Origin of the sequence: Nocardioides sp. 31GB23 (genome assembly GCF_040012395.1) — a bacterium.
GTDB lineage: Bacteria > Actinomycetota > Actinomycetes > Propionibacteriales > Nocardioidaceae > Nocardioides > Nocardioides salarius.
Map to the genome: position 1 here is coordinate 13491 of NZ_JBDYKJ010000044.1, position 26477 is coordinate 39967.

Sequence of the window (26477 nt, forward strand, 5' to 3'; positions counted from 1 at the left end):
GGTGCGTGCACTGTGTGTGTCGCGCAGGGTCCCTGCGGACGGCGAGCCCTACTTGGGTGACATCGGTGCAGGTCACAGCCTCGGAGTGACCGGCACACGCAGGCGGGACCGTGTGAGTGGGACTCAGAAGCCCCACGGCGGACAGCCGGCGGCGGCATCGGGGTGCACCCTGCCTGACGTCGCCTATCCCCCGTCTTCTCTCCTCGCATGTGTCCTGTTATAACATGGCACCATGGCTACTGGACGCCAGTCACTGCTTCGGTGCGGCACCGGCCTGGTTCTGCGCCTCCCATGCGGCGGGAACCTGCTGCCCTACGCTGGGGCCGTGCCGCGGCGAAGTCAGCTCTACTTGACGCCTGCGGCGTGGCTGGCGCCACAGGGTGTCTGGCCTGACGGGCCGTGGTCCGAGGACGCCCCGCCTGCAGTGGCATACGCAGCCCACTGGGCACACAGCCTTCGGCAGGCCCTCGACGGAGTGAACAAGTCCGCGTTGTGTTCAGCAGTCGGCATCAAGCGCGACACGCTCTACGAGATCCTCAACGGTGCGACTTGGGCCGACACCATCACCCTCGCGAAGCTCGAGGTCGAACTCGGCGTAACACTATGGCCGACACGTCCTCCCGCCCGACGCCCCTAGTGGTTGGGGGACCGAACCCCACGTGTCCGCGCCGGCCGCGCGGGTTGGCTGCGCCACCGCCGCTCCAGACTTGCGGCTGGCGGGTCTCGACCGCACCCGCCTACCGTCGGTGGTGAGGGGGGTGCTGCGACGTCGGCGCTTCCGCGGCATCTAGTGCTGCGCCGCGACTAGCATCAGACGATGAGTGCGCGCTCGGACTTGATGGACCGCCTGGTGACAAGAAGTAGCGGCGTCGTCTCGGAGGCAACGATCCAGTCCGATGTCCGGATGCTGCTCCTCGACCCAGACCTCGGGCTCACCGACGTCAACCTCGAAACCCAGGTCGGCGCAACACACCGACGCATCGACGTCGAGGTCGGCTGCACGGTCATCGAGGTCAAGAGAACCCTCGCCACCCCGTCAGCGCTCCAAGCAGCCACCACACAACTCGCCGACTACGTCACGACACGCACCCAGGAGATGGGCCAGCGCTACATCGGCATCCTCACCGACGGCCTCTCGTGGATCGCGTTCCACGAAGTTGAGGGCCACCTCCACGAAGCAACCCGTCACAGCGCCGACGCCGGCGAAGCAGGTGCCACGGCGCTGCTGGGGTGGCTCGAAGGGGTCCTGGCTACCAAGACCGCCGTCCGGCCCACCCCCGGCGAAATCGAGGACCGTCTCGGGGCCGGCAGCTCCTCGCACGCTCTGGACCACGCCACCTTGGCGGCGCTGTACGCCGAGCACCGCAACCAGCCCACCGTGCAACTCAAGCGGGCACTGTGGGCCGACCTGCTGCGCTCGGCCCTCGGGACACAGTTCACCGACAGTGACGAGCTGTTCCTCGACCACACGCTGTTGGTGAACTCAGCCGAGATCATTGCCCACCTAGTCGTGGGACTCGACGCCACCGAGCTAAGCGCCGAGGTGCTCCTCACCGGGGAAAAGTTCACCGAGGCAGGGCTTCGTGGTGTGGTCGACCGCGACTTCTTCGACTGGGTCCTCGAGGTTCCCGGCGGAGATGGCTTCATCACGGCGTTGGCGCGCCGACTGGCCAGGTTCGACTGGTCCGCGGTCGAGCACGACGTACTCAAAGTGCTCTACGAGTCCGTCATCCGCCCCGAGGTGCGCAAGGCGCTCGGCGAGTACTACACCCCCGACTGGCTGGCGAACAGGGTCGTCGCCGAGGTCGTCACCGACCCCCTCAACCAACGGGTCGTGGACCCCTCGTGTGGGTCGGGAACGTTCGTCTTCTTCGCGGTCCGTCGGTTCTTCGACGCCGCCGCCGAACAGGGGATGCCGTTGGCGGAGGCGATGAGCTTGGTGTCGTCTCGTGTCATCGGGATCGACCTGCACCCGGTCGCCGTCGCGTTGGCCCGGGTCACGTACCTGCTGGCCCTGGGTAGAGAACGGTTGACCTCTCCGGAGCGTGGTTCGTTGTCGGTGCCGGTCTACCTAGGTGACTCCCTCGGCTGGGACCAGGACGACGACATCCTCTCGGTCGACATGCTCATCGTGCCCACCGATGTCGGCGACCAGTTCTTCTCCCACCCGCTCCGGTTCCCCTCCCATCTCCTCGAGGACTCGGGCCGCTTCGACGACCTCGTCGAGACCCTCGTAGCGGAGTCCGGGCGGGCAGCCCACACCAAGACGGTGACGTTGTCGAGGGGGACGGTCCGCCGGCTCGGTCTGGCTGAGGCCGACCTGGTCGTGCTGAACGAGAACTTCGTGCGCCTCAAGCAGCTGCACGAGGACAACCGCGACCACATCTGGTCCTACTACATCCGCAACGTCGCCCGGCCCGCGTGGCTGAGCCGTGAGGAGAACCGGGTCGACGTCCTGACCGGGAACCCGCCGTGGCTGTCGTACCGGCACATGACGAAGGACATGCAGAAGAAGTTCAAGTCGATGGCGAAGACCCGTGAGTTCTGGGGTCGGGAGAACACCGCCACTCACCAGGACCTCGCCGGGTTGTTCGTCGCACGCGCAGTGGAGCGGTATCTCAAGACCGGTGGGCGCCTGGCGTTCGTGGTCCCGAACTCGGTGATCGACCGCGACTACTGGGCCGGGTTCCGCAACGGTGAGTTCGACGGCGCACGGGTCCGGTTCACGATCCCGTGGGACCTGCGCCGCGTGCGCCCGCACATGTTCCCCCGCGGTTCAGCGGTCATCTTCGGCGAACGGGCGCTGAAGGCTCGCACCATGCCAACTGAGGCGGTGGTGTGGCGCGGGCGCGCCCCACGCCGCCACGCGGCTCTCGAGGTCGCCTCTGGCCTCGAACAGAGCTTGGAGGCGTTGACGATCGGTAGCGCCGACGACGAGCTGTCCCCTTACCACTCCCGCTTCTCCCAGGGCGCAACGCTGGTTCCGCGGCTGCTCTGCCGTGTCGAACCTGGCACTACGAGTGCCCTCGGTGTCCCCGCGGGGATGGTCGCGGTGCAGTCGGCACGGTCTGCGTCGGAAAAGGCGCCGTGGAAGACCCTGTCGCCTCTGACCGGGACGGTCGAGCAGCAGTTCGTGCGGGCCACCTACCTCGGCGAGCACGTCGTCCCGTTCCGGACTCTCACCCCCGACACCTTCGTCGTCCCCATCGACGATGAGGGCACCCTGTTGCACGGCGAGGACCCCGCTATCGACTCCTACCCCGGGGTCGCTGCCTGGATGAGAACCGCTGAGGACCTGTGGAACGAGCACAGCGCCGGCACCATGACTCTGGCGGAACGCTTCGACTACATGCGGACGCTGACGCAGCAGGCGCCCGCGGCGCCGCTGCGTGTGACCTACTCGAAGTCCGGCATGCACGTCGCGGCCGCACTGGTGAAGGACCCTGAAGCGGTCATCGACCACGCGCTGTACTGGGGTGCAGTGTCGTCGGAGTTGGAGGGTCACTACCTCGTCGGTGTCCTCAACAGCCCATCCCTGACGGACCTGGTTCGACCGCTGATGTCGTACGGCAAAGATGAACGGCACATCGACAAGGCGGTGTGGAAGCTACCCATCCCGCTGTTCGACCGCGACAACGACCTGCATCTCGACCTTGCAGCGACTTCGGCGCAGATGGCCGCCGAGCTTGCCGAGCGCGAACTGGTCTCTGAGTACTTCGTCACCGTCCGCCAAGACTTCCGCAAGTGGGTGGAGGGTTCAGCTCTGGGGCGCCGCCTGGACGACCTGGTCCGCGCGCTCCTCGGAGAACCGCCACGCACAGACGCCGACCGAGACGCAGCCCCGGCACCAATCGAGGCAGGCACGCTTCTCCGCCTCACCTCCGCACCACTCGGGCTCGAGCCGGCCGATGTCGAGATCGACCTCGACATCGAGTACGACGACGAGCGCCGCGTCTACCTGTGGGGCTTCCTCGTCAGCGACCCCGAGCAACTCGGCGACGACCCGGAGAACAGCCGGTACGTGCACGTAGGCAGCGGCCTCGACGACGTCGACGAGCGTGCGCTCGCCGATGAGTTCCTCCAAGAGATCAAGCCCATCCTCGAAGCCGCCGCCACGGCAGGGCGCAGCATCCGTGTCTTCCACTACGGCGCCGTCGAAGTGCAGTTCATGCAGCAACTCCTCGGTGGACGGGCGGATGAGGTGGTCGCGGTCGCGACCGACCTCCTTGCGGTGGTGCGCGATCACTTCTTCTCCGCGGCGGGGTACGGGTTGAAGAAGGTGGCCCCGCTGGCGGGGGCCAGGTGGCGCGTCGCCGGTCTGGACGGGGCCGCGGCGCACCAGTGGGTTGCCAAGGCGCGAGCCGGTGACGACTCGGCCTGGGCTGACCTAGTGGCCTACAACGAGGACGATGTGCGCGCCACCCGCGCACTACGCACCATGCTTCGTTCAGGCAACGCCCCTGGCGGCGCACGGGACTGCTGCACGAGTAGGTGACAGGTTGGGTCACGCAGCCTGAGTGGCTGGCATGCCCCCCCGTGCTGGCGATTAGGCGCCGAACGTGGCAACTTCGTCTGGGTCTGTTGCGGCTACCCGAACGTCCCGGACTATCTACGGGCGTGCCTGATACACACGCCGGCTCGGCAGCCCACGCCATCCCCATCCTGTTTCGCTGTGACGAACTCGCAGACCTACTCGACAACATCTCGCAAGGGACGTTGGGTTCTGAGAAGCCTCCGACGTCAGTCGTGTTTCGACCGGCCGACGACGTCTAGATGTGCTGGGGCTTCCAGCTGCTGCGTGCCGACCGGGACCGCAGTTCGGCAGCGGCGCGGGAGCGGTGGGCGGCGAGGGCGGCCGGCTTCGGCTTCGACTCGTTGGCGGCTACCTGGCTGAGCGCCGAGCTGCGGGTGCGGGTCGAGCTAGGCTGCGGGGGTTCGACCGCGGCACGCCTGCTGCACGTGGTCGAGTAGGTCTCGGAGGTGCGGTTGGCGCGTAGCCAGGTCCCCGAAGGAAAAGTTGTCCGCGAGTTCCACGCCTGGTTGCTGAGCGAGGAGGTGGTGGGCTTCCTGACGAGGGTGACTCTCTCGTCCTTCCGGGAATGCGCGACATGTCAGGGCCTCCGTGACAGCCGCGAGGCGACTTTGCTGCCCCGCTCAACGCCGGAGGCCGACGAGGCGGCGTGAACGAGTTTTCGGCTGCGTCCCGCCTCCTCAAGGTGGGCTGGTTGCTGTTCGACCAGCGAAGCACCACCGAGGAGGCGACAGGTTGCAGCAGGTATAGCAGCGTCAAGCACGTATAGCACCGTCGAGCATCGGGTGCGGCCGCGGTGCGGTGGCTCCGTCCTCGGTCTAGCGTCATCACAGCAACTGCTCCCAGCGAGCCGAAGAGGCCGCCGCGGAAGCGGCCGCGCGGAACGACGGCGAAAGCGCGAATGTCGAGGAGTCCCGCGATGTCCCTGTGCCTGGGTCGAGCGCGCCACGGGCACGTCTGCTCGTCGGACGTCTGCGGCCCCTTCACAGGCTGGCCCGCCACCGCTCCTGACGACCACACACCGTCGCAGGACCACCAGCATCAGGTCGCGGCTCACAGCAGATCGCGGTCGCGGGCAGCGCGTACCATCTGGGAACCCGACCCTTGGAGGGTTCGGTGGCAGCCGCGATGCGGTCGTGGGACCACCCCTGGGCTCGCAGCTGTGCGATGGCATGCAGACGGGGCAACGCGATCGTCTCCCGTGCTTCGTCAAGCGCTGCGTAGGTGTCTCCGACGGCCGCGATGGTCTCCAGGCGTGCCCCTTCGGCGGTTCCTCTACTCACGCGGGTGCCGCGAGAGAAAGGACAACGCGGCGAGCCGAGGCTGACCTGGCGTTCGTCTCCCGGCCACTCATCGATCGCGAGGTCGGCGCGGACCGTAGCCGGCACACGTCGGCGGCTCTGGCGGCGGGGTGCGGGGCTACGGGTGTGCCGCGAGTACTTCCCGGGCCCCGCCGCCATCCACAACAACTGCCCCTGTGCGCTGGCGGTGTCCGTGGCGGAGACCCTTGAGTTGTCAGTTCGAGCACTCTCGGTAGCCATCCGGCCACCATCCATCGTTGCTCTTCGTCACGTCGAACACTCGGAAGAGGGAGCCGTCGGCTCGAAGTCCGAGCACCGTCGTTCCCTTCGCTGTCTGGTGCGCCACCAGCGTCAGCGAACCCGCACACGGTGCAACTGCAGCTTCGGGCGTGGGACGCCCGGGGCCGGGGACGTCCCATGCCGCATAGGTCTGCTCGGACTCTTCGCAAGGCAGCGACGTGGCCGTGATGCTTGCGGGTGTCGAGGCATCCGTCGCCTTCACGGCCGGCTCGGCATCTTCCCCGCAGCCGACTGCGAAAAGCATCAACGTGGCGGTCATTCCTGCCTGCACGAGCCGCACGCGGCCTCCTTCACCCGGTGTTGTTGACTCGGACGTCTGGCAACGTCGTCCGGTTCCAGCTCGCAGAGGCATGAGCAGCGACGGAGAGGGTGGCTACCGTGGCGCAATGACAAAAACCCAGAAGCTTCGGAACCTTGCGGAAGGGCTCATGGCCGGTCTCGTCGAGTGCGGGTACCGCGGTCCATGGCGTTGGGCGCACCACCAGTGGGAGGGGCCGTTCTACCGGGCGTGGGACCGGTGGGAACCGCACACTCGGCCCGAGTTCCCGCCGCTCGAACTCGGTGGCAGCTCGAGCGGGCGGTCCAGTCAGGCTCGTGTGGTGCTGTGGCAGTTGAAGAGCACGTCGCCGTTCCACGCCTACGAGTCGCAGCCTTTGACGGACCAGCCCCGAGGGATGGAGCCGCGTGAGTACCTCGAGGAGTGCTGCGATGGCGCAACGGCTGACGAGTGGGTTGAGCTCGCAAAGGCGTTCCTGGCAGAGATGGACGCACTGGGCCAGCGCGTCCAGACGCGCTGACCAGCCCAGCGCTGTCCGTGCCCTCTTGCATCATGGGGTCATGTGCGACGACTCACCCGCGGACGAGCTGCAGGCTCTACGCAGAGACCTGTCTGTTGCGCGGGCTTAGGCATGGGCGGAGTACCACCGAACGTGGGACTACAGCTGGTTCCCCGCCGAGTGGCGACCGCTGGACGACGGCACATGGAATGTGCCTGAGTAGCTGGCTACATCGGTCGAGCCGGGCCGCCAGCCCTGGTTCGTCGAACCCGAGCCGCCGGCACCCGGGGCACCGAGGTAGCTGAGGCAGCATCTGGTCGACTTTGAGGGACGACCGCGCCCTCGTAGCCCTCCAGCAGCAGGGTGGTCAACGCGGCCCAGGTCGCCCGAGACGCCCACCTCTTTCCGAGGCAGTGGTCGGACCAGGTCTTCACGGAGAACCCGTACTGCACCGACACCCGCCGTGCCGTCGACCGCTCAGCACGTCGGTACACCGCCAGCGCAGCCTCGTGCTGCGCGCGGGCTACGGCGACCAAGGTCGGGTCGACGTCATCGCGCCAGCCGACTTCTTCGCTGCGACCGAAAGCCGCTGGGGGCAGAGCAAGGTCTCGCGGGGATGGGGTGGGGGTCACTCACCCCGTGGTGCCTGACGTCCGTGTGGATGCAGACGGGACGAGAGTTCCGCGCCCTTGGACGCGGAACTTGCCGCCATGGCTGGCGGTGAGGCCCCCACTGGTTGATGATCCGAACTCCTGTTCTATTCACAGTGGAGGTGCCTAATGGCCGCAGACGACAGCGACGAGCAGCAGACCCGCGACGCGAATGTGGACGACGAGAACGTCACCACCACCGCCGAGCAGGCCCCGGGAGACCGGTCCGAGAGCTCGCCGGACGACGGAGCGGACGACGGCGGGGACGCCGAGGGCGGCGAGGCGGTTGGAGACGCCTCCGCCGAGGAGGTCGAGGAGTCGACGACGAGCTACGAGCGGCTGCCTGGCGGTGGGCACCGAGTCATCCGCCGAACGGTGCGACGCAGGGTCAGCACCAGCGTTGAGGACGTCGACGAGTACACCATCGAGGACCTGCCCCCGGACGCCTACCGGGCGCCAGCGACCCAGAGTCACCCGAGGCCGGTCGGCTGACAGTCCCGCGGGGAGCGACTGGCAGATCAGAGAGGGCAGGTAGTGGGCAGCATGAGCGCGGCGGATACGAGAGCGAGCGGGTGGCGCGAGCGGCACCCCGACCGGTGGGCGAACGAGCGGCGCGCACTGGATGCGACCGGGTGGCGCTACCGCGTCCGGGATGAGAACGGCAGCGTCTGGGTCGAGCTCTCCTACCCGCTACCTGCCCAGGAGCGTGAAGAGGGCGGGACGGGTGGCGCCGAGGAGACCCTTTCGTTCGCGTCGTTGACCGTTCGCTTCCCGCAGACCTACCCGCACTTCCCCGCCGAGGTCTACGACCCCGACAACACCACCGGGGCGACTCGGCATCGCGACCCCGTCACCGGGCTGCTGTGCCTCGCGCACCAGCGCGATCACCACCCCGAGAGGCTGCTCGTCGACGTGATGACCCAACAGTTGCCGAAGCTGCTGGCCACCGAACGCCCCGGCGCCAACCACGCTGCTCTCGAGGACGCAGCAGTCGGGTACGGACTCAACGCAGACCAACATCCAGCCACCGTGGTCGTCCCCGACGTGCCGATCCCAGCCCACCTGGACGCCGGGGCAGTCGAGGTCCGCTACCCGCACGAACTCCTGCGCCAGGGCCGAGTCGCCGCCGGCGTCGTCACTCACATCTGGGGCGAGAACTTCGACGCCCCGCACACCAGCGCCAGCATCCGCACCGACTTCCCCGTCGTCGAGGTAGGCCGTTGGATGCGAGATCCCGACTACCAGCTCGGACAGTCCGCCGGCGAGGTGTGGCAGCGCATCCAGGACCAACTGCCGCCCCTCGAGGTCACTCACGAGAGACACGAGGGGCGCCCGGAGGGACGCGAGGACACTCGGGCCTTCGAGACGATCGGGCTCCTCGTCCCGGCCACCGAAACGACCTATCGCACCCTCGGGGACTCCTGGGTCTTCCTGCGCCGCTTCACGCTCACTTTGGAACCTGGCAGCGACCCCACGGAGGTCCGCTGGCTCGCCAACGCCGCCCACCTCAACACCGACGCAGTCCGACAGCGGACACCCGTGGCGGCCAGCCTGGCTGACAGGGTGGTGGTCGTGGTCGGCTGCGGCGCCATCGGCCACCAGATCGCGATCGACCTGGCCCGCACCGGCGTCGGCACTCTTGTCCTCATCGACGGTGACACCGTCGACCCCACCACAGCCAGCCGTCAACACGCCCCACTCCTAGGCGCCGGGCACCCGAAGGCCTCAGAGCTCGCGCTGACCATCACCGGAAGCAACCCCGCCTGCGACGTACGCACCTGGCCGCTACGGGTCCAGAGCCTGTGGGAGCACCACAGCGAAGACCTCCGTGACACCGCCCTGGTCACCCGGGCCGCGATCTCCGGCGCCGACCTCATCATCGACGCCACCGCCGACCCGAACGTCACCTCGTTCCTCGGGGCCATTCGGTACAACCATGGACTCCCCTTCCTGGCCGTCGCCGGCACCGCCGGCATCTGGGGCGGATGGGTCGCCAGCTTCAACCCTGCGCGCGGAACTGGATGCGTGGAGTGCCTCGCCCACCACCGCAGCGACCCCGCCAGCCCCGTCCCAGTGCCCCCGGCCGACCCAGCCGGCTGGGTGAACCCGCCCCGCTGCTCAGAGCCGACATTTACTGGCACCAACCCGGACGTCGCCACGATCGCGCACCACGCCTCCCGCGTCGCGTTGCACGACCTCACCGGCACGACCCTGGGCGGCGACTACTACGTCGCTTCGCTGCGGACGTCAGACGGCACTCCGCAACCGGCGTGCTGGAGCCGCAGCTCCCTGCCACCCCATCGAGAATGTCGATGCAGCGGCCGCGACACGGTTGAGGTCAGCGAACAGCTCGCGCTCGCACTCACCTGGTGACCAGGCGGCACGTCGCGAGCCCTGCTGGGCGCTCGGCGACTCAAGGGGTGCGCTGGTGCGAGACAGGGCGCTCTGCCTGCGCTCGCTGCGATGATGCGCAGGGGAGGCGCTCGTCTCCCCGTGACCGTTGAGGAGCTCGCCTTGGCCATCCCGTACCCCTCCGACCGGGCCACCAGTTGGTCGGGAGCCGGACAGGACCGCGACCACCGCAACGGGCTGGCGACCCAGGTCATCCTCGACTCCATCGACGAACGGCCTACCTGGTTCGTCCTGCTCGACCGGATCGCGGACCGGCTACGCCTGGACCTGAACAACCCCTCTGAGAAGCCGAAGGTCGCCGACGCGCTGCTGACCGCCGAGATGGACCTGGAGTGGACCGGTGAGGTCATCTACCGCCCGGACGGGGTCTTCGAGCGGTTCCCCACCACCGGCGGCCCGCCGGCCGTCGAGGAAGGTGGGCTCCGAGCGGTCGCCGACGACGTGCTGCGGCTTGGTTGGCCCAACCCTGGACACAAGCGCAGCCGCACCATCTGGGAGTGCTTCGTTGAACTCGGCGGCCGCTACCGGCACTGCGACGTGTACTGGGCGATGCACAAGCACCTGAAGGGCCACAAGCTCCGCGTGGTCCGCGCCAACTGGATGCTCCAGGACGACCTCCCAGCGATGCTGGCCGACCCCGGCCTCACCCCAGAAGAGCGCGTCGACCTCGAGCGAGAGCTCGAAGCTGACCTGGTCGCCCGCTACGTGAATTGGCTCGGACGGGGAGTGCGCAAGAAGCGGTTCAACAACGGTCGCGAGGCGGACCTGTACGACCAGGAGCGCGGCCTGGTCATCGAGGCGAAGGTGTACCACCTCGACGATGTTGTCGTGGCCCACGCGATGGGTCAGGCGATGTACTACCGCATCCTGGACGACCTGCCGCTCGACACGAAGGTCGCCGTTCTCGTCCCTGGCCGTCCCCGAGACGACGTGCTCCGCCTGCTCGGGCACTACGACGTCGGACTCATCTACCCCGACGGCGACTCCTTCATCGAGGACATCAGACCCTGACGGGACTCGCGCCCACCAGACTGTTCCCGCCCCCGCATCCGGCAGCGCGCCCCCCTCGGCGTTTTCGGTCTGATAGCGAGGCGCACGGATCGCGGCACATCCGGACGCTTGCGGAAGTCCGACTAGACCTCGGTCCCGACAGATCGCTCAGTCCTACGCCGCCCGGGCGATGCCCAGCGCGCGGCGCAGTTGGTGCTGGTCGAGGGGCTGGCCGAAGACCGCAGAGTCGGCTTCGAGCATGTCGCTCTCCTCGAGGGTGCCGAACGGAGCGGGGTCGAACCCGAGGTCGTCGACGAGCTCGGCCACCGTGTCGACTGCTCCGGGGTCATCGCCCGCGATGGCGAGGGAGACGCGGTCGGGGGCTCCGGTAGGTCGGGGTAGTTCTTCGAGTTGGTGGTTGCTCATCCGAAGTCCCCTCGCGTGGTTGTAAGGAGGGGGTGGGGAGGAGACGCCTCATCCGTAGGGGTCAGACCCAACTGCGCATGGTGGTCTCGAGGGTCTCGGTGGGGTGTCCGATGAGCCGTGCGAGGTCGCCCGAGGTAGGGGCCATGGCGCCGTCGCGAATGTTGGCGTTGAGGGTGACGATGAAGGCGGCGGTGCCTTCGTCGAGGCCGAAGGCGAGGAGTTCCTCGCGCTCCTGCTCGGCCGTGAGCGCCTCGTAGCGCACCGGGGTGCCAAGCACGTCTGCCGCGGTGGCGGCGAACTCGTCGAAGGACCAGGCGGTGTCGCCGGACAGCTCGTAGGCCTTGCCTTCGTGACCGGGGGTGCTCAGCACGACGGCTGCCGCCTCGGCGAAGTCCATGCGGGGAGCGGTGGCGATACGGCCGTCGGAGATGCTGTTGCGGATGACACCTCGTTCGCGGGCGCCGGCGAAGTCCTGTTGGTGGTTCTCGGTGTACCAGCCGTTGCGCAGGAAGGTCACGGGGCTGCCTGAGGCGGTCACGAGCTCCTCGGTCGCCTTATGGTCGGCGGCGAGCTCGAGGATGGTCGTCGGCGCTTCCAGGCCCGAGGTGTACACGAGGTGTGGGACGCCGGCCTGGCGGGCGGCGTCGATGGCGCGGCCGTGTTGGGCCACGCGGTCTCCGGGGCCGAAGGAGACCAGGAGGAGTTTGTCGACGCCGGCAAGGGTCTTGGCGGTGGCTTCGATGTCGTCGAGGTTGAGGATGGCGGTGCGGAGCCCGCGGTCGGCGTAGACCTGGAGGCGATCGGTGTTGCGTCCGAGGGCGAGGATGTCGCCGGCGGGGGTGCCGCGCTCGAGGAGGGCGTCGATGGTGTGGGCGCCGAGCTTTCCGGTGGCGCCGATTATGGCGTTGCTCATGAAGGGTTCCTCTGGTGGGGTCAGTTGCTGATGGCGGGTGCGCGACGGATGTAGGTGGTGTCGTCGACCTGGGCGGCGGTGAACGTGGCGATGTCGGAGCGGGAGATGGCGAAACCGAGCTTGTCTGTGCCGAAGAACCCGACGCGGAGCCCGGAGCCGCCGGGGCTGCTCGTCTTGGGGGTGTCCTTCGGGGCGATGAACCGGACGATGGTCCAGTCGAGGTCGGATGCCATCACGGGGCCGGTCATGCCGTGGATCTCGTCGTAGGCGCGGCGCATGAAGGTGCGCGGCATGAACCCGATGAGGCGGGTGACAGCCGTGGGCTTCTCCTGCGGGTCGAGGACCGCGGGGGTGGCGTGGCCGATGTAGCGGGTCACGCCGTGGCGCTTCATCGCATCCAGGATGTGGCGGGTGCCCTCGACGAGCGGCAGCCCGGTGGCCTTGCGGTCCATGCTCGGGCCCAAGGCGCTGACGACGGCGTCGGCACCGGCGACGGCGGTGTCGATGGCGTCTGCGTCCGACATCTCACCGATGACGACGCGGACCCGGTCGCCCCAGCTGCTGGGGACCTTGGCGGCGTTGCGGGCGTAGGCGGTGACGGTGTGGCCGCGGTTGAGGAGCTCGGCGACAGTGAGGGATCCGATGGCACCGGTGGCGCCGAAGACGGTGACGTTCATGCGGGTGGTTCTCCTGACGGAGTCAGAGGGACGGCTTGGAGGCAGGCTCGCGCTCAGGGGGCGTGAGGGGAGGCGTGGGGCAGCGTCAGCGGGTGATGAGGACCTTGCCGAGGGTGCCGTCGGCGAAGAGCGCGAACGCCTCCTGGGTGCGGTCGAGCGGAACGCTGGCCTCGACGTTGACGCGCAGGTTGCCCTGGGCGACGTGGTCGAGCAGGGCGGCGAGCTTGTCGGCGGTCGCGGCGGCCATGATGGGGGCGAGCGTGACGTCGTCGCGGCCGAGCTGCTCGGCGGTGGCGCCGAGGGTGGTGGCCACGGCGCCGCCGGCGCGGAGGGTCTGGCCGATGGTGGCGGCGTCGCCGGCGGAGTGCAGGGCCTTGTCGACGCCTTCGGGGGCGTGCTCGCGAACCGCGACTGCGACGCCGCCCGACCAGTCCACGGTGTGCGTGGCGCCGAGGCTGCGGACGTACTCGTCCTCGGTGCCGGGTCGGGCGGTGGCGATGACAGTGGCGCCGGCGGCGCGGGCGAGCTGGAGGGCGATGGAGCCGACGCCGCCGGTGGCGCCGGAGACGAGGACGACGTCGCCGGGCTGCACGTCGAGCGCTGCGACAGCGTCGTGGGCGGCGATGCCGGCCAGGCCGATGACGGCGGCGTCGGTGACGCCCACGCCTTCTGGGACCTTGGTGACGGCGTCGGCGGTGACGGCGACGTGGTCGGCGAACGCGCCGGTGCGGGGGCCGAGGTACATGCCGGGGATGACGCCGGCGACCCGGTCGCCGACCGCCATGGTCTCGACACCGTCGCCGACGGCGGACACGGTGCCGACGAAGTCGCGGCCCAGGACGACGGGGAACTCGTGGGGCAGCATGTCGAAGACGTAGCCCGCGGCCACGGAGAGGTCGAAGCCGTTGACCGAGGCAGCCTCGACGTCGACGAGGACCTCACCGGCGCCCACGTCGGGGTTGGGCAGGTCGGACGGGGCGGGCTGGGTGTCGCGGGCGGTGAGGGCATAGGCCTTCATGGGGTTCCTCCTGGTTTGTGGATGCTGGCGGGGTGCTGCTCGGATGGTTGCGTGGGGCTGGCCTGGTCAGGCGGTGACGATGCGGAGCACGAGCACTGCGATGGACAGCGCGAGCGGGACCAGCGGCATGGCGACGCCCCTGGTGTCGCGCACGCGCAGGTGGCCGATGACGGCACCGACGAAGTAGGCGGTCAGGCCGCCGGCGGCGGCGATGCCGAGAGGGGCGTTCCACAGGCCGGCGACGATGCCGACGGCGCCGGCGATCTCGAGGGCGGCGAGGACCGGCAGAGCGGTCATCGGGACGCCGACAGTGCCGTGGATGGTGGTGACGACCTGCTCGTTCTTGCGGAGCTTCATGACGCCGGAGTTCACGGCGATGAGGGCGAGCAGAGCGGTGACGATGACAAGGGCGATGAACACGGGTTCTCCTGGTGGTGACGTGCGGGTGGGGTCGAGGGGGCTAGCGCCAGTGCCTACTGGCCGAGCTCCTTGCGGACCTGCGGGAGGACCTCGGTGCCAAGGAGCTCGATGCTCTTGAGGTAGTCGGCGTGCGGCATGCCGCCGACGTCCATCTGCAGGATCTGGCGGTCGTGACCGAGGAGCTGGTGCAGGTGAAGGATGCGGTCGGCGACCTCGTTGGGGCTGCCAGCGAAGACCATCCCGCCGGGCTGCATCGCGGCCTCGCGACCCAACGGCGCCATGCCGGGTCGGCCGACCTCGGCGGCGCCGGTGGCGAACATCTTGAGCTCGTGCTCGAGGTAGGTCGCCTTTGCGGCGGCGTTGTCGGGTCCGACGAACCCGTGAACGGCGACAGCGATGCCGGCGTCCTCGCTCGGGTGGCCCATCTCAGCCCATGCGCTGCGGTAGGCGTGGCCGTACTGGGCCCAGTGCTGCGGGGTGCCGCCCAGGATGCCGAGGAACATCGGCACGCCGAGCTCGACGGCACGGCCCACCGAGCTGGGGCTGCCGCCTGTGCCGAGCCAGATCCGCAGCGGCTGCTCCGGGCGAGGAACGATGAGCGCGTCGGCCAGAGGGCGCTCGCGGTGCGGGCCGTCCCACGTGAGCCGCTCGTTCGCGTTGAGGGCGAGGAGCATCTCGAACTTGGAGGCGTACAGCAGGTCGTAGTCGCCCTCGTCGTAGTCGAAGAGCCCGAACGTGATGGACGACGACCCACGTCCGGCCACCGCCTCAACGCGACCCGGGGCCAGAGCAGATGCGGTGGCGAGCTGCTGAAGAACCCGCACCGGGTCATCGGTCGACAGCACCGTCACGGTGGTGCCCAGCTTGATGCGCTGCGTGGACGCGGCGGCAGCGACCACCATCGACGTCGGCGACGACAGCGGCATCGAGGCGGTGTGGTGCTCCCCGAAGCCAAAGAAGTCCAAGCCCACCTCCTCAGCCAGGTGCACGGCCTCCAGGGCCTCGCGGATGGCCTGAGCGGTCGAGCCGTAGCCGCCGCCAGAGTCGCTGTGACTGGTGCGGGGAGTGTTGCCGAACGTGTAGACGCCGAGCTCGAAGCTCATCTCAGTGGTCCTTCTCAGAAGCGGAACGGGTGCTGGTCTTGGCGTTGCTGGCCGGTGAGGTCTGGGGGCACACGGGCTCCTTGGTGCCCTTGGTGCCCTTGGTCTTGCGGATGCTGGCGCCGAGTCGGTGCTCGCTGTTGCGTCGCATCGCCTCCTCGGTGCCCGGTGCGCCGGGTGCGACCGGGCCGTCGGTGGCGGCGCTGGCGCGCAGGCCGTCGAGGAGCACGTGCAGGAGCCGGGCGGACGCCTGCTCGGAGATGTCGTGGGTGCGCTCGACGAGGCCCGCGTTCGCCATCAGCAGCAGCACGACGTCCTGGGTGGTGAAGTCGTCGCGCAGCACGCCAGCGGTGCGAGCGCGGGCGACCAGCTTCACCAGCCCCTTGAACGCGCGCGCCCGGACGGCCTCGATCTCGGGGGCGCGAGCGACGTCCATCGTCACCAGGTCGGCCATGCCGCGGTCGCGCGTCTGCATGGCGCCGACCGCGGTGACGTAGGACGCGAACCCGTCCCACGGGTCCGGGTTAGCCAGGGCCGCCTCCACGGCGTCGAGCTCCTCGACCATGCGCTCGGCGAACACCGCCTCGATGAGGTCGCCTCGCGTGGCGAAGCGCCGGTACAGGGTTGCGTTGCCTGTGCCTGCGAGGCGGGCGATGTCGTCCAACGGGGCGTCAAGCCCATGCTCGGCGAACACCGTACGGGCGGCTTCGACGATGGCGGCCCGGTTGCGGGCGGCGTCTGCTCTCAGCTCCATGGTCATCACAACCTACGTCAAGTGGGGGACATTCCCCACTTGAAGGAGAATTTCTGGGCGGGTGGTCGCCAGACCCCTCGACCTGACCTCCCGGAGGTTCGCAGCCAGTGGCGGTGGGGCGCGGTGACGGCACTCGCGGTGGCACCGGTGCTGCGGTGGGCCACGCCTCACGAGTACGCCAGGCTGAAGCAGCAGGCAGCAGAGCACCCCCGGTGGTGGAACCGGCGGCTGAAGCCAAGGTTGCAATGAACCCGATCGTGGAGCGAGCCTCCGTTCGCGCGTCGGCGCACCAGGCGACTCGCTGACTTGAGTGTGGGCAGTGCGCACTCATCTCGGCAGATCCGGACGCCTCTGCGCGGAGGGTCAGCAACCTCAATCGCATGGGGGCGCTCCCGGGCGCAAGGGGTTCGGCCCGTCCCAACGCGACGCTGCCCCCAAACCTGATGGTCTGGGGGCAGTGGTGTCTCCAGGGCAGGTCGCGCTTGCGGAGCGCCTCGTGGGGTCGGCGGGTGTCGATGAGCAGCACGGAGTCGTCGTTCTGGACGAGCTCCCACCCGTCAGCTTCTGCGTCCTCGCGTGCGCCGTCAGGCGCGGCCTCCCAAGTGTCCGCGTTCCAGGTTGGGGCTCGTAGGGCTCGGAGTAGAGCCGCTGCTCGAGGAGGCCAGTGAGGATGCGTCGCTCTGCAGACACCAGCGCGATGCGGTTGCGGCGGTTCGTGGCCACGAAGTGCGGCTCGGTGGGCTCCGTGGTGCACAGCATCAGACGCTGGCTGTGGCTCAAGCGGTCCTGACGGCAGCCTCGCCGCGCAGGAGCCGCACGACGCCGCTGGGGTAGCCGGCCACGAGCGGTAGGTGCGAGAACCGCAGGTTGTCTGCTCCCACGATGGTGGTGCGCCCTCGCCCCGGGCGACGGGGAGGCGCCTCCTCTGCATCGGTTGGACGACCCCGGTGAGGTCGCGTTGACGCAGATGGACCGTCGTGGCCCCGGCGGTGGCCATCAACCCGGGAGTTTCCTGGCCGGAAGAGCTTCCGGGTTGGAGTTTCCCTACCGGAATGAGGAGCTGCCTGTCCGGAAGCAGGTTTCCCGTTCGGAGTTCAGGAAGCTCCCGTCGGAATCCGCAGGGGACCCTTGCGCCGCTCGAGCCAACCCGGACGGTCTTCCTCGAGCCGCAGCAGATTCCCTCAGAGTCTTCTGCTGCTCGAAGTACCGGTCCCGGTAGTGCCAGCACCAGAGATCGTTGACGATGCCCTGTTTTATAAGGACACTAGATCGATGAGTTCTCTTGTCCATGTCACCACCGACCCGGCAGCTGAGCTGCGATTGGCGCGCGCCTGGATGGCACTCGCCGTGTGGTCGCCCTCAGCTTCCGATGCTCAGAGTGAGCACGGAGGAAGGAACGAACGTGATGACCCCCCACAACACGAGTGCGCCCCCCAGCGTGGATGACGGCGCGACGGAGTCCCCGGCGCAGTCCCCGCAAGTGCGACCCGCAGGCTCAGTCGCCGCAGAGGAGTACTTCTCTCCCAAGTCGACGGCCACACGCGACGAGATGTTGGGGGCTCGGGACCAGCTCCACCAGCAGCGCGCGCTCGGACTGTTCGTTGTGAGGGAATCCGACCAGTGGGACAAGGTGCTGCTCGACGCCATCCGCGACCGGACCTACCTGCCGCACCGCAACGTGCCGGAGGTTGAGGCCGTCCGACAGGCCGGAATGCAGCCGCTCACCCTTGAGAGCTTCACCGTCTCCATGTCGCTACCTGACGGCACAGTCCAACAGACGCAGGTCTTCGTCGAGTCGTGCATGTCCGGCAGGACCAAGGCCGTGCTGTTCTCCTTTGGCGGCTACTGGCACCTGTGGTGTCAGGCTTCGGCAGCCAAGGTCGACGACGAGAAGGGCATCAACGACTTCACGGCCATTCTTGTCCAAGTGGTCCGCCGGCTGCGTCCCAAAACGGTCTACGCTGCCAACTTCTCTCGACTCGTGCGGTCCATGAGTCAGGCCCACAAGCTCGCCGATGCCTTCAGCGAGTGCGTTGACGAAGTCTGCGTCGGAGAGCTCAAGTTCGACTTCGCGGGGTCCAGCCCTGTTGGTCACCTCATGGTGACGATGTTGTCCTGGGCAGCGGCCATGGAACGCGACGCCATCGTCACCAGGCTGTTGGCAGGGAGGATCGCGAAGTGGCGACGCAACGAGTGGCCCTTCGGCGACCACACCATCCCGTTCGGGTACAGGCTCGACGAGAAGCGGCTGGTGCCTGATGAGTCACAGAAGACGATCGTTCGGAAGATGTTGCTGATTCTCTCGTCTGACCTACCACCCGGCGAGATGATCCGACAGCTCGACGACGCGGGGGTGACCTCGATGCGTTCGCACCGTCGTCTCCAAGAGAAGTCCCCCCTTGGGGCGCTGACCTCGCCGTACGCGGCGGTCAACGCCTTGTACTCCTGGGGATCGCTTTACGTGACCGGCGAGTTCCTGTTCCGGCTGGCGTCTAGCTTCCACGGCATCGACGAACTTGCTGGTGTCCCCATCTCACGATTCGAGGTCGAGGGCACGGGGTTGCCCGATCAAAGCGACCCGGGCGAGATGCAGATGCTCTATGAGGTTGGTGTCCCAGATGGCGGCTGGGCGGAAGCGGAGATCCTCGACGCCTTCACCTTGAGGGCTGCACAGCACTTCCGCGCCCTCGTGAGCCGCGGCCGAACACACAACCGGCCCATGACGGCGCCCGTGGCTGCCTCCTCGGAGAATGTCTCGCTGCTTCAGACGTTCCTGCCCTCGCAGGCCTCCATGGGCAACGACCGGGTGAGTCAGCAGCGACGCAACGCGGCCGCGGCGAAAGCTGTCGTCTCGCCTCTGACCGGACGCGGCTTCCACGACGGTGAGTACTACTACGAGATGCACACCGTGACGACCGGCACGATGCGCATGTCTCGGTGGAAGCTCGACGATTCCTTCGACCTCGACGGCGTGTTCGAGCGCCCGAAGTTCCCTGAGGCCACCGCCGGTGACGGCCACGGAGGCGGGCGATGAGAGCCGGGCGCACCGTCAGGAGCCCCATCACTGCCGACTCCTCCGACGCGCAGATCGTGGGCTACCCAGATCAGCAGAAGTTCCTACGCGGACTTGCCGATGCCCTCTCGCATGCGCTCCGCACGGGTGTCGCCGTCGCGATGCAGCCCAGTCAAAACCTGTTCGTGGACGGGTCGTCCCACAGCCTCACGGACTCCTACGATCAACGAGTCAGCGCTTGGGAATCGATCCTCGAGGAGGCCGACCGGGCGGCGCGGAGGGCGAAGTCCCTCGCCATGAGCGCTGTCGACGAGGAAGAGGCAGAGGAATGGTCTTCCGAGTTCCGCAAGCATCGCAACCGGTCGCGCGAGGCACGCGCCGAACTCGATCGGTTGCGTGAAAGCAGCACCCGCACAACCCACACACCCGCAGTTGCCTTCGACGCGCTGACCGACATCTGGCTTCGAGCCCTGACCAACATCGGCACGACTCCACGCTTCCCTCAAGAGCAGAAGCAAGCGTTCGACACCGTGGTGCCGCACCTAGGCCTGGTGCCCATCCGGGGCGTGTGGTGGGGCTTCGCTGTTGTGCGCATCAACACAACCGAAGGGATGGCGGAGCTCGGCCCGATCTGGTGGCGGTACGGACGGATGGGAGGCGGGGTAGGGACCCGCGCTGCCTCGATGGACGTCCCGGCAACCGACAAGGCCTCGCGCAGACAGCTACGGCATAAGCTCGTGAGATCGGGTCGAATGAGTCCTGCCGCCGCGATGACTGCGATGTCAGCGCCGTTCCCGCAACTGCCCCAAGTGCTGCTCCACGCACTCTGCGGCGAGCCCCTCCCCTCGTGGGTTGGCCCGCAATGGCGTGACCCGATCTTCATGCAATGGGTGGTCGACGTCTACACCGATGAGGAGTGGGCTTGGCTCGGCAACGGAAAGTGGGGTCGCACTTCGGCGTTGCGGCAGTTCTGCGCTGATCAAGCAGCCGCTCTCGGGGAGGCAAGCATCAGCAACCTGGAACGGGTCGTCGGCGGTGGACTAGTGAAGGCGCTGCGCACTCTTTCGACACGGGGGCGCGGAACCAAGATCCGTCCCCCCGGCGAGTCGGCGAGGTGGTTCGAGGGCCCCTCGGGAATCTACAGGGACAGGGTGTGCAAGCCCCACGTCTGTGGCGCCTGCGGCGGCACCTCCATGATCGCTGTCCGCGTTCCTGAGGTGACAACCGATCTGCTGTGCGAGTGCGGTGCCATGGCCGGACGATCAACCGGTGCCTTGGCTCCAGAGGGGCTACGGTTCCCGGACGAGTACCGTCAACTTCGCATCCCAGCCGACGAAGCACTTGAAGAGGTCCGCGAGACGTACGGAGGCCTGAACGGCCTGTCGCCGCGTATGCGTGAGCTGCTGTTGACCTCACCGCTTCTCGACACCGGCGCTACTCAGCTGCAGCTAGCGCGCGCGGCGGGCGCGCCTGAAAAGCCGCTTGGAGGCATCTCAACGATCCTGCTGGGACTAGAAGTGGCCGGCCTAGTCACACATGACGACGCGCGTCCCGCGCTGTGGAGCTATACCGAGGCGGGGCGTGAGGCGGTCCGCTGCGGAACAGGTTGACGCGTCCCGAACGCGTTCGCCGTTCGAGCTCACGCACCCGGAGTCCGGCAGCAAGGTGTGGTGGACGTGTGACGATCGCGCAATCCTGCAGGTGCGCCTGCCGGGGACCGCGATCGCTATCGTGACGGCGCGCCTCCCAAGACCGTGAAAGGCGCGCCATCCCGCTGCGCCAGCGGCGCGGACCGGCACCATGGGCTCTATGGAGCCACTCACGGTCGCCCTTCCCGACGGGCGACAGGTCGCCTACCTCGACGGCGGAGACCCCGCGGGCTACCCGGTGCTCGGACTGCACGGCACGCCCGGCTGCCGGCTGAACCGCCTGCCCGACGACACGGTGTACGCACGCTCTGGCGTCCGCTACATCACCACCGACCGTGCTGGCTACGGTCAGTCCTCGCGTCACCACGGCCGAGCTGTGGCCGACGAGGCCGCGGATGTGGGCGACGTAGCCGACGCGCTCGGCTTGGACCGCTTCTCCGTCGTTGGCGGGTCTGGGGGCGGACCGCATGCCCTGGCGTGCGCCGCGTTGCTGGCTGGCCGGGTCGAGCGCGTCGCCTGCCAGTCCAGCCTGGCCCCGCTCGGTGAGGGAGGGCTGAGCCGCGCCGAGTGGCTCTACGAGATGGCACCGGAGGCCGCCGAGTCGCTCGAGTGGGCCGACAACGGCGAGACCTACCTCGAAGCCAGGATCCGGTCGGCGATGGCCAGGATGGAACAGGCTCCGGCCTCCGACCCGGCGACGTTCCTCGGAGAGGGCATGGGCGAGGGCGACCAAGAGGTTCTCGCCCGTCCGGAGGTCATCGAGGTCTTCACGCGCATCATGGCCGAGCAGTCCGCGCACGGCGTTGGAGGTGCGGTGGACGACACCTTGGCCTTTGCGCGCCCGTGGGGGTTCGACCTGAGCACCATCACCGTCCCAGTGCTGCTCACCTACGGACTCCAGGACTTCTCCTGCCCAACCAACCACGGGCGCTGGCTCGCCCGTCACCTTCCGACGGGGTTGGTCGTCGAGGACGAGACCGGCGGGCACCTGCCACAGGACCTCAAGGCCGAGATCGCGAGCACCTTCGGCTGGCTGCGGGCCGGCGAGCTGCCCGCACCCTTCGGGTCGCCGCTCTAGCGGCGAGCGTCGCAGTGCGTCGGGTGCTAACGCCTCGAGGCTGAACCGGCGGCCGCTAACCCGCTGCGGGTAGCCGGGGCGGTGGCGGCGCACCGGGTTGGGCTTTGGCGTCGTCGAGCTCGGTGGACAGCCGTGCCCCGCAGCCGGGTGAGCCGTTCTGCGAACTGACCCTGTTTCGCGCTGAACTCGGCCAAAGTTACGCGGTTGTCACCCATCGCAACGCACCTTGCTGCCGAACTCACGCCCTCTAACGCGAACGCGGATTGCTCAAGTTGAAACGCCTGGACATGCGAAAGCCTGAGGTAGTCCGAAGCTGTCCCCCTGAGTCGTCGACCTACGACGTCCGCGGCCGCAGCGACGGCCCCCCTATGCGATTGAGGTGTGATAGCCAAGCGCGCGGATCGCGGCAGAACCGGATGGTTCGCCCGCACTGCGAGCCGAGCCCCCGAGAGGCCACAAGGTCTGTTTAGCTACCAGTCACAGGACTCTCTCATCGAGACCTTCCTCGTGTCGGATGGTTGCCAAAACTACCCTGCAAGATACTATCCTGAGAGATAGTATCTTGGATGATAGTTACCTGGGAGGCGCAATGGCGTTCATCGGCAGAGACGAGCACCTGCGTCGGCTGGACCAGTTACTCACCCGCGCCCGGGAAGAGGGTGCGAAGCCCGGGCGGGCCGTCCTCATCCGTGGGCGGCGACGTGTCGGCAAGTCCAGCCTCGTTGAGGTGTTCGTAGAGCGCGTAGACGTGCCGCACCTGTTCTTCGCCGCCACCGGGCGCCCCGTCAAGGACGAACTGCGCCTGTTCGCGCAGGAAGCTGCGGACTCCAACCTCCCAGGAGCTGACCTGTTCAACGATGTCCAGCTCGAGAGCTGGGACGCTGCCCTGCGCCTGTTGAACAGCGCGGTCGGAGATGCCGGGAGCATCGTCGTCTTCGACGAGATGCCCTACCTCATCGCGGCTGACCCCGACTTCGAGGGAACGCTGCAGCGGGCGTTCGACCGCGACCTCTCGCGGCGCAAGTGCCTGCTCATCGGCATCGGGTCGGACATCGCGGTCATGGAGGCGCTCAACACCTACGGGCGACCGTTCTACCAGCGGGCGACCGAGATAGTCGTGCCCCCGCTGACGCCGGCCGAGGTGGGCGCCATGCTCAACCTCGACGCCGCGGACGCCTTTGATGCCTACCTGGTGACCGGAGGGCTCCCACTCATCTGCGACGAATGGCCGCCCGGGCTGTCGTTGTGGGAGTACCTCGAGGAGGCGCTGTCTCACCCGACCTCAGCTCTCCTGGTGTCCGCGGAACGCTCGCTGGCTGCCGAGTTCCCCCAGGACGTGCAGGCCCGCCTGGTGCTCGGCACCATCGGTTCCGGTGAACGGACCTTCACCAAGATCGCGCAGCGCAGCGGCGACCTCCAGCCAGGGTCGCTGAACCGGGCGCTCAAGCTTCTCGTCGAGAAGCGGGTGGTCGCCGTCGACCAGCCCTTGTCGACCAAGACCAGCGCCAAGGACAAGCGCTATCGCATCGACGACACCTACCTGCGGTTCTGGCTCGAGTTCCTGGGCCCGTACCTTCCAGAGATCGAGCGGGGCCGCGGCGACCGGGTCCTCGTCCGCATCCGACGGTCCTGGACGTCGTGGCGGGGCCGCGCGATCGAGCCCGTCCTGCATGAGGCTCTTGACCGGCTTGGGCCTGACGTCAGCCACACCACGGACGGCGTCCCTGGTGTGGTCGGCAGCTACTGGACCCGTACGAACGACCCTGAGATAGACATCGTCGTCGCCGACAGGCAGGCGCCAGCGAAGACCGTCGTCGCCGTGGGGTCCATCAAGTGGTTGGAGACGGCCGCCTTCGACAGCCACGACCTCGCGGCGCTGCTCGTACACCGCACGCAACTACCCGGGGCCGACCCGGATACGCCCCTCATTGTCATCTCGCGCTCCGGGTGCAAGGTCGACGGAGTGACGCACCTCGGTCCCGACGACCTCATCGCCGCCTACAGGACGCAGATCCCGGCACCCGCCGAACCAGCCCCGACGACTGAGTAGTCTTCGTTGGGGCCGCCTGCCGCAACCCGGTTGGATGGGGCGCCCGGCCGGCGTTTCCGCCGTGGACGGAAGTTTCCTCTACGGAGGGCGGGAAACTTCCAGCGGAATCCGCACGGGCGCTTCACTCGGGCGCGAAGTCAGGCCACTCCTCATGGAGCGCATCGCCGAGGTGATGACCCTCCGAGTCGCGCACCTCCATCGTCAGGCAATCGTGAGAACCGCCGTCGAGCGCGACGAGTGCACCGTGGGTGAGTCCGTTCATCGCCCATCGCAGGAGGCTCTGCAATGCGTCCACGTCTTCTGGGGCGGTGAGTCGCTGGCGTAGATGGATAGCGGCAGGCTCGACGTCCTCACTACCTAGTGAACTGCGCTCAAGGGCTGAAAGTGCCTCACCAACCCACCCATCAACGTTCCGCGCTAGTGCTCGTAGCAGCGCCTCTCGGGATTCACGGCTTTCCACTCCAGGCCAGTCCATGCCCTCATCTTCCCGGTAGGGCGCGTCCGACCTTCGGCATGAGCGGATGTCTGCGCGGCAGGATTTATCACACCTCAATCGCAGAGGGGGGCGACGGCAACGGCGCCGGCCATGGACTGATACGCGGACGTCTGTCAGTCTGACGATCAAGTTCTACGCTGAGGATGTCCCATGCTTGATGGACAGTTCGAGACAGACGACGCATTGAGGGTGGACCACCCCGCACTGGGTCACGGGAGCGGCCGCCGAACAGCCTCTCCCAGTTCGCCAGAGGCTCTGCTCGTCGAGATTTGGGAACGCAAGCAGGCCACACGCCTAGGGCCGCGCGAGCAGCAGTTCCTGGCGCGCCCTGAGGTACGTGACTTGGCCACGTGCGGCACGTACCACCTCGAGGAAGGCGCGAAGTTCGCTGTCCGCCGCAATCCTCATCACCATTTGCTTCTCGCCGAGTGGCTCACAGAGGTGCGCGCGATCCAAGCTGCCGAGCAGCGATCCCGGGGCCGTAAACCAGGTGAAACGGCTACCCCTACACCGCGGTGCTGATCGCGTCGGCATGGCCGGGGCGCGGCGCCCGCCTCTGACTGGGTATGTCCCTATTGCACGGACGCTTTTCTTCCACCTCAACCACCTAGTCGAGCATACGGTGCCGTAATCGAAGAGTTGTGAAGTGGCGCGGTGAATCCATAGCGCATGTGCAGAAAGAGACGATTTCCTTGACATCAAAAATCGAGTCTGGGACACGACCGTTGAGCCGTGTTTCGAGTGTCTGACCTTCCGCCGTATCCGCGCCCCGATCCGCGGCCAGCTGGGCAACAGGCCGATGAGAGCCGAACACTCTGGCAGTCGACGCAGACGAAGACTCTCGTCACCGGTGCCGCCATCGTAGCTGCTTTCGTTCTCGGAGTCGGGGTCGGCGCAGTGGTCGCAACCGACGCGGAGGGACCGGATCAAACGGGTGCCCCCGCATCCGCCGCCTCGCTGGAGCGCAGCGCTGTCGAGCAGGCGCGCATAGACAGGCGCACGGAGCGGAGACTGGAGCGGTTGGCGGAGCGCGACAAACAACGAGAGGAACGCCGAGCCGGGCAGGCACGGGCCGAGATGACGAAGCGCGCTGCTGCAGCTTGTGCGGAGATTGACGGCCTTGCAACCGAATCGCGGGCACGGAGCCAAGAAGCCGCATTGCGCTGCGAGGCGGACCAGTTCGTCGCGTTTATCGGTTGGGACGGAGACGACACCACCGTCTACTGGACGCGCTGGTGGCGCGTCGGCAGCGCGCCTGCCCGCGTGCTGGCGAGCGCTTTCTCTCGCCGGACGTCGGGTCCCTTCCCCGCACCCCCAGCACCAGCCCCGGTTCCACCGGCCCCCGCTCCTGCCGCCCCTGCACCGGCCGCGCCGTTCACCCCCCAAGGGCCCGCCGGGTATCCCTACACCGGGAACAACGGGTACACCGGCCCGCGCTGCTACGCGCCTGGCGGCGTGTGGTGGAAACCCTGCTGACCGCCACGCGAGGCAGGCGGCACTGATGGAAAGGGCTGCGCGTCGACCCTCACAACCCCTTGGCCGAGTTGCGGCCCGGTCTCGACGACGAAGAGCTCGCGGCCTACCTACGGTTCTGATCGCCAGCGATGCAGCCTGGGGCGGACCACACCGGATGATCAACCAACCGGCCGCCTTGCTGCTCGAGGTCACCTGAGGCGGGCGGACAAGCGGACGCTCCCGCCACGGAGCGAGCGCCCTCGGCCTCTAGGTGCCTGCCCCGTTGTCCGGCGAGGAGACGTAGACGACCTCACCGATCACAGGAGGCGGTAGCAGGCCACGCGGGACAATCGGGACTGCTGCACGAGTAGGTGACAGGTCAGGTCACGCAGCCTGAGTGGTTGTCGTGGTCTCGTTCGTGGTCATGATGGTCTCGTACTCGATGGGGGTCAATCGGCCGAGCGAGGC

Annotated in this window: 19 protein-coding genes; 10 read left to right on the top strand and 9 right to left on the bottom strand. The window is 67.9% G+C overall.

Annotated elements, in window-relative coordinates; all coding sequences use genetic code 11:
- Positions 1 to 817: 817 nt before the first annotated feature.
- The gene (locus tag ABKW28_RS14630; RefSeq protein WP_348610911.1) at positions 818 to 4495 is read left to right on the top strand and encodes a ribonuclease H-like domain-containing protein; all 3678 of its coding nucleotides are present in this window, start codon (positions 818 to 820) and stop codon (positions 4493 to 4495) included.
- Between the two features lie 278 nt (positions 4496 to 4773).
- Positions 4774 to 4971 carry a hypothetical protein gene (locus ABKW28_RS14635; protein ID WP_348610914.1) on the top strand — a complete coding sequence of 66 codons (198 nt, stop codon included), beginning with the start codon at positions 4774 to 4776 and terminating at the stop codon, positions 4969 to 4971.
- A 1075-nt stretch (positions 4972 to 6046) separates the two neighbouring features.
- On the opposite strand, the gene ABKW28_RS14640 is transcribed toward ABKW28_RS14635, so the two are convergent.
- The gene (locus ABKW28_RS14640; protein WP_348610917.1) at positions 6047 to 6412 is read right to left on the bottom strand and encodes a hypothetical protein; all 366 of its coding nucleotides are present in this window, start codon (positions 6410 to 6412) and stop codon (positions 6047 to 6049) included.
- Between the two features lie 70 nt (positions 6413 to 6482).
- On the opposite strand from ABKW28_RS14640, the gene ABKW28_RS14645 reads away from it, so the two are divergent.
- The 4 genes from ABKW28_RS14645 to ABKW28_RS14660 all read left to right on the top strand — a co-directional run bounded on the left by ABKW28_RS14645 (position 6483) and on the right by ABKW28_RS14660 (position 10981).
- Positions 6483 to 6929, top strand: coding sequence for a hypothetical protein (locus tag ABKW28_RS14645; protein WP_348610920.1), 447 nt, complete (start codon positions 6483 to 6485; stop codon positions 6927 to 6929).
- Positions 6930 to 7687: 758 nt separating this feature from the next.
- Positions 7688 to 8050 carry a hypothetical protein gene (locus ABKW28_RS14650; protein ID WP_348610928.1) on the top strand — a complete coding sequence of 121 codons (363 nt, stop codon included), beginning with the start codon at positions 7688 to 7690 and terminating at the stop codon, positions 8048 to 8050.
- Positions 8051 to 8314: 264 nt separating this feature from the next.
- The gene (locus tag ABKW28_RS14655) at positions 8315 to 9931 is read left to right on the top strand and encodes a ThiF family adenylyltransferase (RefSeq protein WP_348610931.1); all 1617 of its coding nucleotides are present in this window, start codon (positions 8315 to 8317) and stop codon (positions 9929 to 9931) included.
- Positions 9932 to 10072: 141 nt separating this feature from the next.
- Positions 10073 to 10981 carry a hypothetical protein gene (locus ABKW28_RS14660; protein ID WP_348610934.1) on the top strand — a complete coding sequence of 303 codons (909 nt, stop codon included), beginning with the start codon at positions 10073 to 10075 and terminating at the stop codon, positions 10979 to 10981.
- A 153-nt stretch (positions 10982 to 11134) separates the two neighbouring features.
- Here ABKW28_RS14660 and ABKW28_RS14665 read toward each other — a convergent pair whose 3' ends face one another.
- The 7 genes from ABKW28_RS14665 to ABKW28_RS14695 form a co-directional block, all read right to left on the bottom strand.
- Positions 11135 to 11386: a hypothetical protein gene (locus tag ABKW28_RS14665; RefSeq protein ID WP_348610937.1), complete on the bottom strand. Its 252-nt coding sequence runs from the start codon at positions 11384 to 11386 to the stop codon at positions 11135 to 11137.
- 61 nt (positions 11387 to 11447) lie between these two features.
- Positions 11448 to 12299, bottom strand: coding sequence for an SDR family oxidoreductase (locus tag ABKW28_RS14670; protein ID WP_348610940.1), 852 nt, complete (start codon positions 12297 to 12299; stop codon positions 11448 to 11450).
- 20 nt (positions 12300 to 12319) lie between these two features.
- Positions 12320 to 12976, bottom strand: a complete 657-nt coding sequence (locus ABKW28_RS14675; RefSeq protein ID WP_348610943.1) for an NAD(P)H-binding protein — start codon at positions 12974 to 12976, stop codon at positions 12320 to 12322.
- Between the two features lie 85 nt (positions 12977 to 13061).
- Positions 13062 to 13994, bottom strand: coding sequence for an NADP-dependent oxidoreductase (locus tag ABKW28_RS14680; RefSeq protein ID WP_348610946.1), 933 nt, complete (start codon positions 13992 to 13994; stop codon positions 13062 to 13064).
- Between the two features lie 66 nt (positions 13995 to 14060).
- Positions 14061 to 14414, bottom strand: a complete 354-nt coding sequence (locus ABKW28_RS14685) for a DoxX family protein (RefSeq protein ID WP_204797145.1) — start codon at positions 14412 to 14414, stop codon at positions 14061 to 14063.
- 53 nt (positions 14415 to 14467) lie between these two features.
- Positions 14468 to 15517 carry an LLM class flavin-dependent oxidoreductase gene (locus tag ABKW28_RS14690; RefSeq protein ID WP_348610949.1) on the bottom strand — a complete coding sequence of 350 codons (1050 nt, stop codon included), beginning with the start codon at positions 15515 to 15517 and terminating at the stop codon, positions 14468 to 14470.
- A 1-nt stretch (position 15518) separates the two neighbouring features.
- Positions 15519 to 16268, bottom strand: a complete 750-nt coding sequence (locus ABKW28_RS14695) for a TetR/AcrR family transcriptional regulator (protein ID WP_348610952.1) — start codon at positions 16266 to 16268, stop codon at positions 15519 to 15521.
- Between the two features lie 1378 nt (positions 16269 to 17646).
- On the opposite strand from ABKW28_RS14695, the gene ABKW28_RS14700 reads away from it, so the two are divergent.
- The 4 genes from ABKW28_RS14700 to ABKW28_RS14715 all read left to right on the top strand — a co-directional run bounded on the left by ABKW28_RS14700 (position 17647) and on the right by ABKW28_RS14715 (position 24058).
- A complete protein-coding gene (locus tag ABKW28_RS14700; RefSeq protein WP_348610955.1) occupies positions 17647 to 19302 on the top strand; it encodes a recombinase family protein in 1656 nt (551 codons plus the stop codon).
- Positions 19299 to 20891: a hypothetical protein gene (locus ABKW28_RS14705; RefSeq protein WP_348610958.1), complete on the top strand. Its 1593-nt coding sequence runs from the start codon at positions 19299 to 19301 to the stop codon at positions 20889 to 20891. Before ABKW28_RS14700 ends, ABKW28_RS14705 begins: the two co-directional genes overlap by 4 nt.
- Before the next feature lie 277 nt (positions 20892 to 21168).
- On the top strand, positions 21169 to 22008 hold the full coding sequence (locus tag ABKW28_RS14710) for an alpha/beta hydrolase (RefSeq protein WP_348610961.1): 840 nt from the start codon (positions 21169 to 21171) through the stop codon (positions 22006 to 22008).
- Positions 22009 to 22597: 589 nt separating this feature from the next.
- Complete coding sequence (locus tag ABKW28_RS14715) at positions 22598 to 24058, top strand: DUF234 domain-containing protein (protein WP_348610964.1); 1461 nt, start codon at positions 22598 to 22600, stop codon at positions 24056 to 24058.
- Positions 24059 to 24179: 121 nt separating this feature from the next.
- On the opposite strand, the gene ABKW28_RS14720 is transcribed toward ABKW28_RS14715, so the two are convergent.
- The gene (locus ABKW28_RS14720) at positions 24180 to 24353 is read right to left on the bottom strand and encodes a hypothetical protein (protein WP_348610967.1); all 174 of its coding nucleotides are present in this window, start codon (positions 24351 to 24353) and stop codon (positions 24180 to 24182) included.
- Positions 24354 to 26477: the final 2124 nt, after the last annotated feature.